This is a genomic window from Thalassobacillus devorans (assembly GCF_011761345.1).
Lineage (GTDB): Bacteria > Bacillota > Bacilli > Bacillales > Halobacillaceae > Thalassobacillus > Thalassobacillus devorans.
In genome coordinates this window covers 368,349-381,035 of the sequence record NZ_JAASRY010000001.1, presented here as the reverse complement: position 1 = coordinate 381,035, position 12,687 = coordinate 368,349, and the positions used below count along the sequence as shown (strand labels likewise).

At 39.9% G+C, this 12,687-nt stretch carries 11 protein-coding genes; 2 read left to right on the top strand and 9 right to left on the bottom strand.

Annotated elements, in window-relative coordinates; all coding sequences use genetic code 11:
* Nucleotides 1–55: 55 nt before the first annotated feature.
* Nucleotides 56–1,303, top strand: coding sequence for a hypothetical protein (locus FHS45_RS01895; RefSeq protein WP_062444807.1), 1,248 nt, complete (start codon nucleotides 56–58; stop codon nucleotides 1,301–1,303).
* Between the two features lie 279 nt (nucleotides 1,304–1,582).
* Here FHS45_RS01895 and FHS45_RS01890 read toward each other — a convergent pair whose 3' ends face one another.
* The 3 genes from FHS45_RS01890 to FHS45_RS01880 form a co-directional block, all read right to left on the bottom strand.
* Nucleotides 1,583–2,809, bottom strand: coding sequence for a DNA sulfur modification protein DndB (locus tag FHS45_RS01890; protein WP_062444804.1), 1,227 nt, complete (start codon nucleotides 2,807–2,809; stop codon nucleotides 1,583–1,585).
* A gap of 23 nt (nucleotides 2,810–2,832) precedes the next feature.
* Complete coding sequence (locus tag FHS45_RS01885) at nucleotides 2,833–3,348, bottom strand: hypothetical protein (protein WP_062444802.1); 516 nt, start codon at nucleotides 3,346–3,348, stop codon at nucleotides 2,833–2,835.
* 417 nt (nucleotides 3,349–3,765) lie between these two features.
* Nucleotides 3,766–3,975: a hypothetical protein gene (locus FHS45_RS01880; RefSeq protein WP_062444800.1), complete on the bottom strand. Its 210-nt coding sequence runs from the start codon at nucleotides 3,973–3,975 to the stop codon at nucleotides 3,766–3,768.
* Between the two features lie 976 nt (nucleotides 3,976–4,951).
* Here FHS45_RS01880 and FHS45_RS01875 point away from each other — a divergent pair.
* Entirely contained in the window at nucleotides 4,952–5,902 is a 951-nt protein-coding gene (locus tag FHS45_RS01875; RefSeq protein ID WP_062444797.1) for a hypothetical protein, read from the top strand.
* A gap of 477 nt (nucleotides 5,903–6,379) precedes the next feature.
* On the opposite strand, the gene FHS45_RS01870 is transcribed toward FHS45_RS01875, so the two are convergent.
* Genes FHS45_RS01870 through FHS45_RS01845 form a run of 6 tightly spaced genes read right to left on the bottom strand, consistent with a single transcriptional unit; the run spans nucleotide 6,380 to nucleotide 12,625 of the window.
* Nucleotides 6,380–7,822, bottom strand: a complete 1,443-nt coding sequence (locus FHS45_RS01870) for an aldehyde dehydrogenase family protein (RefSeq protein WP_062447786.1) — start codon at nucleotides 7,820–7,822, stop codon at nucleotides 6,380–6,382.
* A 3-nt stretch (nucleotides 7,823–7,825) separates the two neighbouring features.
* Nucleotides 7,826–8,572, bottom strand: coding sequence for an SDR family NAD(P)-dependent oxidoreductase (locus FHS45_RS01865; RefSeq protein WP_062444794.1), 747 nt, complete (start codon nucleotides 8,570–8,572; stop codon nucleotides 7,826–7,828).
* Complete coding sequence (locus FHS45_RS01860) at nucleotides 8,569–9,648, bottom strand: tartrate dehydrogenase (protein ID WP_258953971.1); 1,080 nt, start codon at nucleotides 9,646–9,648, stop codon at nucleotides 8,569–8,571. The genes FHS45_RS01865 and FHS45_RS01860 overlap by 4 nt, the downstream gene beginning before the upstream one ends.
* Nucleotides 9,645–10,877 (bottom strand): M20 family metallopeptidase, encoded by a 1,233-nt coding sequence (locus tag FHS45_RS01855; protein WP_062444792.1) that lies wholly within the window; start codon nucleotides 10,875–10,877, stop codon nucleotides 9,645–9,647. The genes FHS45_RS01860 and FHS45_RS01855 overlap by 4 nt, the downstream gene beginning before the upstream one ends.
* A gap of 3 nt (nucleotides 10,878–10,880) precedes the next feature.
* Nucleotides 10,881–12,350, bottom strand: a complete 1,470-nt coding sequence (gene panF / locus FHS45_RS01850; RefSeq protein WP_062444790.1) for a sodium/pantothenate symporter — start codon at nucleotides 12,348–12,350, stop codon at nucleotides 10,881–10,883.
* Nucleotides 12,347–12,625 (bottom strand): YhdT family protein, encoded by a 279-nt coding sequence (locus FHS45_RS01845; protein ID WP_062444787.1) that lies wholly within the window; start codon nucleotides 12,623–12,625, stop codon nucleotides 12,347–12,349. The genes panF and FHS45_RS01845 overlap by 4 nt, the downstream gene beginning before the upstream one ends.
* Nucleotides 12,626–12,687: the final 62 nt, after the last annotated feature.

Below are 12,687 nucleotides of genomic sequence, written 5' to 3'. Positions count from 1 at the left end.
TTTACCTTTATTTTAAAACAATTTTTTTTACTTCCAAAAAGAAGGGGAAATAATTATGGATGATATTATTGATAAGATTGAAGAATATTTCAATAATAAGCAAAATAGGAAAACAGAAAACAGCAGTCCTCAAACTGAAAGCTCATCCTACCCATCACATTCAGTATTATCTTCAACTAGTACGAACCAAAATACCACTGAAAGCAACACTGAAAAAGTTAGTTACAGTGAAAAAATAATTAACAAACTAAACTCTAAGCAAAAACCATCAATTTTAGAAGTAGCAAAGGAATATGGGGTATCCCCAGAATCTATTAATAAACTGCTTTCTCAAAAAGGTTATAGATACAATACATTTATTGAGCAATGGACGAAATTAACGGTTAAAGAAGTCTTGGAAGAGATCATTAATGAAATTAATGATAACTCGACCCTATATGACGTGTCAGGAATCTATTTTTCTAATAAAAGCAAAAGGATTAACTTTGTTGACAAATTGGAGAAATATTTTAAAAAAGAGGGCTATTTTTATTCTAACAAGAAGAAAGTTTGGATGAAGGCAGTAGGTCCAGTTGATCACTATGTAAACGATTTAAATAAGGGTATCAATATGAAAGATCTAGCCAAAAGGTATAATACAACGAATGCTGAGATTAGATTATTATTAAGGAAACATCGATATCGTTATGAACGAACTTTCCAAATCTGGACGAACAAAAGTGAGAGACTTCTTCTTCTAGAGTTAATTGAAGATGTTAATGCTAAAAACACTGATTTAAATGAATTTCTACGTTCAAAAGAACTAGAGTTCTACGACTTAATAAAAAAACTTGAGAAGTATAATATTAGAGAAAAACTTATAATTCCAGGCACAAATGATAGTATTGATTTTTCAGCTAATGAGAAGACAAATTCTTTACCTGATAAAAAACAAGAAAGCCAAATAATTTCACCAAAAAACATTATGAATGATGCCCTAAACCTTACGCATAAGTCTTCTATTGAACAAAAAACTACACAAACAGAAGTAGAAAACACAAATATAAATGGTAATAAAACCGCTTTTAACAAAGAGGATTTTTCAAACCAGGTAAACAAACTAAGCTTGGAAGAAATTAATAAATTAAAAGTCATTATTAAATTCCATGAAGATTATATTTCTGAAAAAGAAAAAGGGAAACAAGAAGCAACTTTTCTCTTATCTAATACAACCTTGCAGAAATTAAATTCACTAGCAGACAAGAAAGAAATAAACCGTTCTATACTACTAGAAGAGATTATTACTTCATACCTTAAAGAGTAATACAAGACATTATATAAATAAGTGCCAGACCCCCGCTGAAGTAAAGCGTTAACTCACTGGGGGTCTGGCACTTTAACTGGACGGGAGGTTAAGAAAATCTTGCAACGAAGCTAATTGGGGAATGCATAGCTAATCAGCCTAACTTGCTCCCCCCGTACATGTATAGTCGCATTTTAACAAGGATTTTTACCCTCGAATGTACCAAAAATATTTTTTTAAAGCATCTACATGTTGAAATAGTAATCTCTCAATGCTTTCTGCTTTAATAAGTTGGTGATATTATAATTCACTTAGAGCTTCCGTCACTAAACTAACCTCCAAGTTAGTGTTATTCGAATATTTTTCCACTAACTTAACTTTTTCATTGTTTCTTAATACTTCCACTTCATTGTATTTCTCATACAAAAATAAAAATAGATATCTTGCAAGTGTGCTATTTCCACTTCTCACCTTATTCTCCGCTTCATTCCACAACACATACTTCCATGGTTGTTCATTAAGATTCATATTTATTAAATTCATTTTACCTAATATTTCACGATAGGTTTCATTTGTTCGCTCTTTTATGATGCTTACCGACTTAATAAAAGGTGAAAGTCCAACAGGCCGAAATAATAAATTACCTCCATTGCTATTTCGAAATAGCTGAGTGTTGGTTTCATTAGTTTCTAAATAATTTGAAACATCGTTAAAAGTACTAATAAAGATATCCCAAAACTCCTCACAAATAGCTTGAAATTCATTTATATCCTCCGGTGAGGGTCGAACTTTTTTAAAATTTTCCTTGGAAATACGATATTCTTTTTCTTTTAAATAATTTATTAAAAGCATGTCTGTACAATCATATAACGTCTCAATAGTAGTAATGGATGTGTTATCGTTTGTTTGCAATGTTGTGGCTAGGCTTATATGATCTTCTTTAAATAATCTATGATTCTCTACCAAGTGCCTTGTTGTTATAGCAACAATATCATCTTCTTCTAAAGCTATAATTTCACTTTTTCTTACTGGTTTAGCATACCTGTTCAAAGTTGTAAAAAGCTTCCTAGTTCTTTTCATTCCTTCGCTACTATTACTATGACCGATGAAAATAACTGGGATATTATCAGCTTCATATGTTTGATTTGTTTCCAATACCTTTTTTATCCCTTCTACTCTATGCTGTCCGTCTACTGGAAAAATAATTTCTCCCCCAGTAAAATCTAAAAGCCCCATCTTTCCGTATTGAATTCCTTCGTACATAAAATCTACCTCTATGAATTGAGGTGCTCCTTCATAAACAGCAAGCACAATTGCATTAAAGAAGCGTTCATCATGTTGCTGAATATAGTCCGCTATTTTTTTGTAATTACTAGTTATTGCCCTTTGAAGTAATTCGCTTAACTTTTCTGATCTGTGTAATTCATTCGTAATTCTACTAACGGAATTATTAATTTCTTTAAAAGTCATAGAACAAACATAATATTCCCAGTCTCCTATAGTAGAATAGATTGCTGGTAATTTCATTGTTTATCTCTCCTCTTTTTCCTCTATCTGTTGAACATTCTTACAGCATTTTTAGTTTCCACTTCATCTATTTTCGGATTGTACACGGGGAGAACAGAAGCAATTAACCATTTCTCTAAATCTACTATAAGTTCATTATCATCAAGTGGAGTATAGGATATATACAAATGTCTACCCCAATAATGAATTAACTTTTGTATAGTAACTCTTTTATCATTTTTATAACTTCTACACCTTGTTTTTAAACTGTAATTTCCATCATTATATTGAGCTCTTCCGATATACATAGGATAGTTTATTAGGGAAGGTAAAATGTCAGACTTTATCCTAAACATATAAATACCCCCAATATTATTTGGGATAGTATTCATTTCTGAATGTAATGTTTCATTATCACTCAGAAATTTAACTTGGTGCCAAGTTAGTTCATTTAAATCAAAATCGACTAACTTCCCCTTTTTTTCCACAATTGTTGGTATACATATTTTAAAGCTTTCCACTCTTGCAGAAAGATGTTCAAATCTTTCAAAAGCATTCAACGCACTCACCTCATTATACTAAGCTAGTGTTCATAATATGTAATTATAATTGACAAACAGGAGTCAAAAGAGAAGGAAATAATAAATACTATGTTTATCTACGTTTAATTTATTAAGTTATTTTTCTACCAAGTCATGGGTTGTGAAAGTAGTATCTATTAAAAAGTGCCTCACCTCCCTGTAGAAATCATTAATTAGCAGGGGACAGGCGCTGCCCTTTATAATCTACTATAAGATAGTCTCTTAGTATAAGAGTCTATTTCTTGTTGCATGTTACTTATAGTATTGTGATAAGATTGTTCTGCTTTTTCTGTTAAAAATTTAAATATGTTGAATAATATCTCTTTGCTTTCATCCATTTAACATACTGGATATTAAAAATATTTCTTAGTATTTCTTTTATGTATAAAAGTATTTTTAGACTTGAATGATTGTACCCAAAATAGTTCGCTGAGGGGCGGACTTGATTAAAAGATTTTTCTCTGAAGGATTGATCTCAGCCCATATATAATCATATATATTTTGTTTTTCTATACCTTCTTCAGTCTCAACGTCTTCCATATATCTATGCATAAAACACATATTAATCTGTTCAATACTTTCATCGTCTCTTGCTTGTATTTTCAAGTATATTAAATCTCCATCTTTAGGGTTATTTTCTGTTAATAAATTATTGAAGTTCTTTGTAGGATATCCTTTTTCACCAAGTTTTTGCCTAACTTCATCTACATTTCCAAGAAATTCAAGACTTTCAATAGAAAAATCACACCAACATACTTGACTATTTTTACCATTACTGACTTCATCAACTATAAAATCTTGGAAATTATAGTATAAGTTATGGTCATCATTAATTGCCTGTTCTAACCTAAGATAAGCATCCCCACTATGAGGCTTATTATAATTTTTTAAAAACTCCTTAATTCTATACTTAAAAACGAATTCTTTAATAGACTCAGGAATTTCTAAAGATTATCTGTTAGCCATATTTTCCCCTCCAATCTAAGTTACTATAAATTTACCAAAAAAATCCTCATGAGTCACGTTTTGAAAAAAACACCTCACCCCCACTGAAGTAAAGCATTAACTCACTGGGGGTCGAGTAGAGAAGAGCCTTTCCACAAAGGATTGTGATTTTCCCCCTCTCAGAACCATGCGTGCAGAATTACCGCACACGACTCCTCTTAACACCATTCACAAAAGTAAAAGTCCCTGTCCCCCAGCCTAGTAAAGCGTTAACTCACTAGTGGTCAGGCACACTGGCCTTAAAGCTGATACACAAAAGGTCAGCCAGGCTTCTCGAATTGTACGATAAAGGCACGCTCACAGTACCGGAGATATTAATTTCAATACCCTTCCGCTTTCTTTTCGATTTTCTCCTTCAAGTAATACAACCGAGTTTTTCTTAATACCGTTTATTTCCTTGGTACGTACCCAATTAATGACTCTGGTCCAATTACACATTCTATTTGGTGCCTCTTACATAACTCGTGAAAGACAGTCCTTAAATCGATAAAGGGCGTCCTTTCTCGGGATGTTAAAATACATTTTATTACAATATATGATAATATATAACTATTAAGTTAATAATAGGAGGTTAAAAATGAGAGTTAGTGAGTTTTTTGGTTTAAATGTACGACAAAGTGAACTGGATTTTGTTGATGTTAACACTGCTACTGACGTTGAGCTATATGTTGATCCTTGTTGGATTCATACAATCAATATACCTTGGTTTAGAAGAGCAACCACAACAATAGAAGACTTTTTCAACCATATTTTGGGCTTATACGAAAATGGAGACTATGAAGATGCGAAAGAATTATTCCACTATGCGCATGAACCTAATGAAATCTGTTTTGGCCTTTCCACAAATGCACCTGAAGGTACCGGGGCATCAGCTGATATGCTAAGCAAAGTTTTTGATAACATCCTTGAAGCACAAATGTTTGATAATGGTCTTATCGAACGACTAGAAGATATACATGTCTTTGTAGAGGACTTCGGACAAGACAGGTTATCTGATTTAGTAGTTAACATTATTAGGATGCATCTTGTAGAATATACAGAAGAACAATGCAAAAAATATAACATTGAAATTAACACAGATGAAAGACAATTAGCTCACTATTGGGACCCTGAAAGCCATAGTTGGGTAGAATGTAACCGAAGCCCTCTTGTCATAAATGGAAAAGATATACTATTAGTCCCTAAAACTATAGCTGTTAAGAACTTTAAATACAATGCCGGGCAGTATTGCACACACTTCGTTCTAAGCAGGCGTAAAGAGTACCATTTAGAAAACAATACAAACCTAGTTAGGAGAACTCCTAACAAGAATGGAGAAGTTATTCCTAAAGTTTATAAAAAAGACATCAGAGAGCAAGAAATAAAAGATCGTGGGCTAAGTGAAAAGCAATACGCAAGAGAAATCACTGAACAAGAGAGAAGTTTAATACAGCAATTTAGAGCTAGAATAGCTGATATCCTTCTTGATGAGAAGAGAACTAATAAACTTAGTGACGAAGATTTAGAAGAAATGTTAGAGAACCTATAAAACTTTCCTGACGCCACTTTAAATAAGTGGCGTATTTTTATTTTCTTAGGAACCATCAGTGTTAAAAAACGTAATAATGCTTCATAGATTCTCTTAGGTATCGAATTTTTAAGCGATACGGGATTATTAAAAGGTTTCGAATTTCTATTTACGGCAGTATCAAATGAATTACTAGATTTAGAACGGTTATGTATTGTTTCTTTTAAAAAATAGGTGCCTGATCCCCACTGCAGTAATGCGCTAATTCACAGGGGACCAGGCATTTTTTTTGTGGGCAAGCCATTACAAAAAGTAAAAGACAATTATTCCAAAGGGATTAATTTCACCCGTGCAGCAGTTTCCATAACATCCCCATCAGAAAAGTGCCTGACCCCCACTGCAGTAAAGCATTAACACAATGAGATTCATGCACTCTTTTTTTATAATGAGGGTACTAACGCAGTTTTCTATAAAAAATATACGAGAATATTTTTTACTTTACCGATACTTTATAGCCACATTCTTAACCGCTGTATAGTTTTTCAATGCTTCCAGCCCCTTTTCCCGTCCGAAACCGCTCTTCTTGAAACCGCCAAAAGGCATCTGAATGCCGCCGCCTGCTCCATAGTTATTGATGAACACTTGTCCGGAGCGAATGCGATCAGCGACACGATGGGCTTTACTGATGTTTTCTGTCCATACCCCTGTTACCAGGCCATAATCGGTGTCATTGGCAAGACGGATTGCTTCGTCTTCTCCATCAAATTGGAAGACGGTCAGTACTGGGCCAAAAATTTCTTCCTGAGCTAATGGATGCGTGTGATTAAGCCCATCGATAACAGTCGGGGCGATATAATATCCTCCTTTATACTCATCGACATAAGCTTGACCTCCACCCGCAAGAATTTTCCCATCTTTTTCTGCCTGTTTTAAATAAGCCATGATCTTTTCAAATTGGGATTCTGACAGGATTGGTCCGATATCCAGGTCTTCTTTGCCTGGACCGACCTGCAATGCTTGAAAGGCGCTCACTACTTTAGTTAAAAATTCACCTTTTATGTTACGGTCCACTAAGAGCCGCGAACCTGCCGAACAGGTTTGTCCGGCATTTTGGATGATAGATTTAACCACACCCTGGACCGCTTTCTCCTGATCGCAGTCTTCAAAAACGATGTTTGGCGACTTTCCGCCAAGTTCCAGTGTAACCGGCACCACATTTTCTGCGGCGGATTTCATTACGGCAATCCCTGTAGGGACAGAACCGGTGAAAGTGAGATGATTGATATCCGGATGCCCAGACAGGCTCGCTCCTGCTTCTTTTCCGTATCCGGTCACCAAATTGAACACCCCAGGCAGGAGATCCGCTTCATCGAAAAACTGCGCCAGCCTGTGTGCAGTTGCGGGGGTGTCTTCAGCGCTTTTGACAACTACCGTATTCCCTGTCGCTATCGCTGCAGCGACACTGCGGGAAATGATCTGGATCGGGTAATTCCAGGGAACGATATGTGCCGTCACGCCGACAGGCTCCCTGACGGTGAAATCAAGAATGCCGTCTTCAATCGGAATGGTTTCTCCGAGAATTTTGTCCGCTACTCCTCCGTAATATTCAAAATAGCGGGCTGCCGCTTCTACATCCGCCATCCCCTGGCTTAGCGGCTTACCAACGTCCTGCGTTTCCATAAGGGCGAGGGTCTCTTTTTCCTCCCGGATCCTGCGTGCGATTTCATTTAATAAATAGCCTCTCTCATGCGGTTTAACTTGTTTCCACGCTTCACTTTCGAATGCTGTCCTTGCTGCTTCGACCGCCTGATCGACATCTTCTTTACTTCCTCTCGGTATCTTCCCATAGACGCTCTGGTCAGCGGGATCAACGACATCGATGAACGCTCCATTGGCCGATCCTTTCCACTCGTTGTTGATGTACATGAGCATTTCTTTCATCACTTACAGCCCCCTTCCGCCATCGACATTCAGAACGGCTCCTGTTACCATTTTCGCTTCATCAGTCAAAAGGAAGGCAACCGATGCGGCGATATCAGTCGGTGTCAACAGTTCGCCCATGGGAACGCTTTGCTTGAACACGGTCTCTTTTGCCTGCTCCACATCTGTACCGTCTGCTGCGAATTGTCCCAGCATGTTGGTATCACAAGGTCCGGGATGGATGGTATTGACACGGACTTGATGCTCTGCAAGTTCAATTGCCAAAGCTTTTGAAAAACTTTCCGCCGCTCCTTTAGAGGCAATATACGATTGCAACCCTGGGCGTGGTCTAACCACTGATATGGAAGCGATATTCACAATCGAACCGTGTTTGTTCTGTTTCATATATTTAGCTGCTTCCCGACAGGTCAAAAACAACATCGTGGTATTAATGTCCATCAGCTTCCGCCATTCATCCAGACTGACGGATTCGATCGGCGTAGCCTTTTGTGCAATCCCTGCCGCATTAACTAGTCCATCCACTTTCCCGAACTGGTCATTTGCTTCCCGGAAAATAGCTTCTACTTGTTCTTCCTCGAGCATATTCCCACCTTTGACAAGTAGTCTGTCATGGTCAAGTTCCTCGAGTTTGTCTGTCTGTATATCACACGCCGTTACCCTTGCTCCCTTTTCCAGCAACCTTTCGACAATGGACAGCCCCATGCCGCCATTGGCACCGGTGACGACGATGGCGTGGTTTTCTAGATTCATACCGCAACCTCCTGCAACTGTTTTCTTACATTCGCTCGTATTGCTTCTCCCATTTCCTTTGTGGAATGCTCTCCACCTAAGTCTTTCGTCCGGTAGCCTTCCGCAAGCGTTTTTTCTATCGCTGTAACGACCATGTCATGGAGATCTTTTCTGCCCAAGTGATCGAGCATCAGCGCTGCCGACCAGATTTGGGCGATTGGATTGGCAATCCCTTGACCGGCAATATCTGGCGCGGATCCGTGTACCGGCTCGAACATGGATGGATAGTCACCCGATGGGTTCAAATTGCCGGAAGGAGAAATCCCAAGTCCGCCCACTAGGGCTGATCCTAGATCAGAGAGGATATCCCCGAACAGGTTCGATGCTAATACGACTCCAAAAGACTGGGGACGCTGGACGAAGTAAGCAGCCAGTGCGTCCACATAGATTTTTTCAAGTGCTATTTCAGGAAATGCCTCGGCTGTCTTCTGAACCACTTCGTCCCAGAATTTCATGGAATGGATCACCGCATTCGACTTGGTGGCACTCGTGACAGGCAGACCATGTTCTTTCGCGTATTGAAAGGCAAAATCAGCCGCCCGTCTGATCCCTTTTTCCGTCATGATCGTATTCTGGATGGCCATTGCCTCATTCGTATGGTCGTACAACCTTCCGCCGGAATTGGAATACTCTCCTTCGGCATTTTCGCGGATGATGACAAAGTCGACATCCTCACTTTCTGCCAGTGGAGAACGGATCCCCTCCAATTTTTTAACTGGACGAAAATTGATATATTGTTGAAATTGTTTCCGGATTGGCATGATGAAATCCCAAACCGTCACCTCATCCGGCACGCTTGAATCTCCCATGGCACCAAACAAAATGGCATCGAATGAGCGAAGCTGCGCCAATCCATCCGCTGGCATCATCCTCCCATGTTCCAGGTAATAAGCGGAATTCCACGGGAACTCGTTCATTTCACAAGAAAACGTTCGATCATAATCTTCGATTTCTTGCAGGAGTAGTACTGCTTCGTTCATTACTTCCGGACCTATTCCATCTCCTGGCAAGATGGCAATCGACGCTGTTTCCTTCAATTCGTCTCATCCTTTTCATTTAAAAAGTGTAGGGCTGTCTCGCGAAAGATTTCTGTTGTTTCTGCAAGTTCTTCGACATCGACATATTCATTGATTTGATGGGGAATGTCCCTGTCCCCTGCTCCGATCGTAACGATTGGCACGCCGGCAATATGAAGGAACGTACCGTCTGTTGCTCCTGGCACACCATTGTACACCGGTGCTTTTTCTGTCACTTTCTCTACCGCCTTAGCTACCGATTGAACGACAGGTTCGTTCTTATCTGTTTCTGTCCATGGACGGTCTTCTATCACTTCAAATTCCATCCTGAAGTCTTCGTCATCTTCTGCTAATCTATCAATGATTTGCTGCAAATCTTTTTTAAATTCTTCATGATCAAAGCCCGGGACAGTTCTAACATCCAAAGTCGTCATGCATTGTTCCGGTATGACATTGATTTGTGGTTCTCCTTTGACAGGCGACTGGAGAATGGTCGGTGTAATGCTTGGCCACCCGAGAGTAGGATGCTTGCCGAGACGCTGCTGCTCCCGCTTCTCCAATTTCTCTAATTCCACAATCATACGAGCCATCCGCCAGTTAGGATTGATGCCGCTCCAGGAAATGGCGCCGTGTGCCATTTTTCCGTAAGCCGTCAACTTGATTCTCATCGCACCCCGTTGTGTGGTGCACACTTGATTTTCCTCCGGCTCACAAATGACGGCGCCATCTACCCCTTCGGCCCATCCTTGTTCGATAAAATGTTTGATGCCAATCATCATTCCTTCTTCATCACATGGAATACAAAGGATAATTTTGCCGCTCCACTCTTCTTTATCCTGAAGCAGTGAATGTGTCGCTGTAATCATGCAGGCAAGGTTCCCTTTGGTATCGTTCGTCCCGCGCCCGTACATTCTTCCGTCTACAATTTCGGCACTAAACGGAGGGTAATCCCACTGGTCATGATCCCCTTCTGTGACGACATCGGTGTGTCCTTCAAATAATAGTGTCCTGCCAGGTTTTCCTGAATCAATGACACCGATGACATTTGGCCTTCCTGGTACCACTTCTTCGATATGGGTTTCAATTCCTAACTTATTCAAGTAGTCTGCTACGAAGTGGGCTGTTTTTTCTTCATTGCCCCCTTCCACTCCTGGCCGATAAACACTCGGGATTTGTACTAGTCGTTGTGTCAAGGAAATCACTTCTTCACGATCCCTCGCTCTTCGTTTTGATTGTTCAGTTGTCTGCATCGATTATATGCTCCTTTCTAAGTTCTCAAAATTACTGCCTTCTGCTTCATTAGCATCCTTTGTCAGCAGGCTGACCGCAATGAATGCAAAGAAGGACAGGACAATCGGCAAGACGACGGTATGCATGCCAAAAGCCGATGGATAGAAATTATGGAACAGGATATAGGATAGAATCCCGATCAACATGGAAGCGAGAGCTCCGTGTTTGTTTCCTCTGTTCCAATATAAACCTAAAACGACCGGCCATATAAACGCTGCTTCCAGTCCTCCGAAGGCGAACAGATTCAGCCAGATTAATAGGTTTGGAGGATCCAAGGCCATAAGGAACACCAATATTCCAAGAATAGCTGTAACCGTGATACTCAGTTTTTTGACCTTTTGATTAGATGCTTTCGGTTCAATGTAATTGAGGTAGACGTCCTTAACTACAGAAGAACTAACGAGCAACAACAGGGAATCAACCGTGGACATAATGGCTGCCATTGGTGCAGCGAGTACAATACCAGCTACCCAGGCCGGTAAAACTTCGAGAGCAATTAATGGCATAACCTTATCCCCGACTTCGATTCCAGGTAGTATCGGACGGGCAAAAACGCCGATCAAGTGCATATTCAGCATAATGAAACCAACAACGATTGTTCCGATGATCAAAGCCCGGTGCATCGCCTGGGAGTTTTTATAAGACATGGCACGCACCGTCACTTGAGGTAGACCTACGACCCCTACACCGACGAGAACCCAGAAAGATGACACATATGCGGCACTAAGATTACCATCGAACCCATATGGAGTAATGAGGTTAGGGTTCTCCGCCCGGAGTCCATCCATGATGTTGGTAATACCTCCGCCTGCAATGATGACAGCAATCAACAGGATCAATGTACCGAGGAACATCACGACCCCTTGCACGGTATCTGTCAATGCAACGGCACGGAAGCCCCCGATAATGACATAAATAAGTACCGATACTGCAAAAATGAATAAAGCTCCTAAGTAAGAGATGCCAGTCAATGATTCTATTAATCTTGCACCGCCGACCCACTGAGCCGCCATGGCAGAGAAAAGAAAGATAATGATGCTAAGAGCGGAAATCAATACAACCCATTTGCTATTGTTATAGCGACCCTTTAAAAAGTCGATCAACGTTACGGCATTATAACGACGGGCCATGATTGCAAATTTTTTACCGAGGATCATTAATACGAAATAGCCGGTCGCAACCTGTGACATGGAAAGCAGCACCCAGCCAAACCCTTGCGTATAAGCGACACCAGGTCCGCCAATGAAGCTGCTGGCACTTCCATACGTGGCGATCATCGTCATCGCCAGAATAAATCCACCCAATTCCCGGCCGCCTAAAAAATATTCAGAAAGAAAGGAATCCGAGGAACGGACAAATTTACTCGCCCAAAACCCGATGCCAAATATGACAACCAAAAACACAAATAACGGAATGATAACTGCCCAATTCAAGAATGATCCCCTCCTTCTTCATCAAAGGACACATCAACAAACCAGAACTTCACGATAACCGTGACGAGAACGGCCATTATAATAAATCCGAGGACACAGCTATAAAAAAACCAAGCCGGAAGACCAAATACGTAGGTATAAGAATCCGGAGACTGCCCTCCAAGCCCATAAGCAAAGCCGAACCACCAAATAAAATTGAAAATAACAAGCCCAACTCCGATTAAAGCCTCCCGATGAGCAATCTTGAATCTGGGATCGATCTTTTCTCCTTTCATTTTTCCACTCCTTTTTTGATAACGTTTTCAAAAAATGATACCTCCACGACACAACCTACAGT

Excerpts from the sequence above, each read along its gene's own strand:
- FHS45_RS01895 (WP_062444807.1), top strand. The coding sequence starts at position 56 with ATGGATGATATTATTGATAAGATTGAAGAATATTTCAATAATAAGCAA.
- FHS45_RS01890 (WP_062444804.1), bottom strand. The coding sequence starts at position 2,809 with ATGAAATTACCAGCAATCTATTCTACTATAGGAGACTGGGAATATTAT.
- FHS45_RS01875 (WP_062444797.1), top strand. The coding sequence starts at position 4,952 with ATGAGAGTTAGTGAGTTTTTTGGTTTAAATGTACGACAAAGTGAACTG.
- FHS45_RS01870 (WP_062447786.1), bottom strand. The coding sequence starts at position 7,822 with ATGAAAGAAATGCTCATGTACATCAACAACGAGTGGAAAGGATCGGCC.
- FHS45_RS01865 (WP_062444794.1), bottom strand. The coding sequence starts at position 8,572 with ATGAATCTAGAAAACCACGCCATCGTCGTCACCGGTGCCAATGGCGGC.
- FHS45_RS01855 (WP_062444792.1), bottom strand. The coding sequence starts at position 10,877 with ATGCAGACAACTGAACAATCAAAACGAAGAGCGAGGGATCGTGAAGAA.
- FHS45_RS01845 (WP_062444787.1), bottom strand. The coding sequence starts at position 12,625 with ATGAAAGGAGAAAAGATCGATCCCAGATTCAAGATTGCTCATCGGGAG.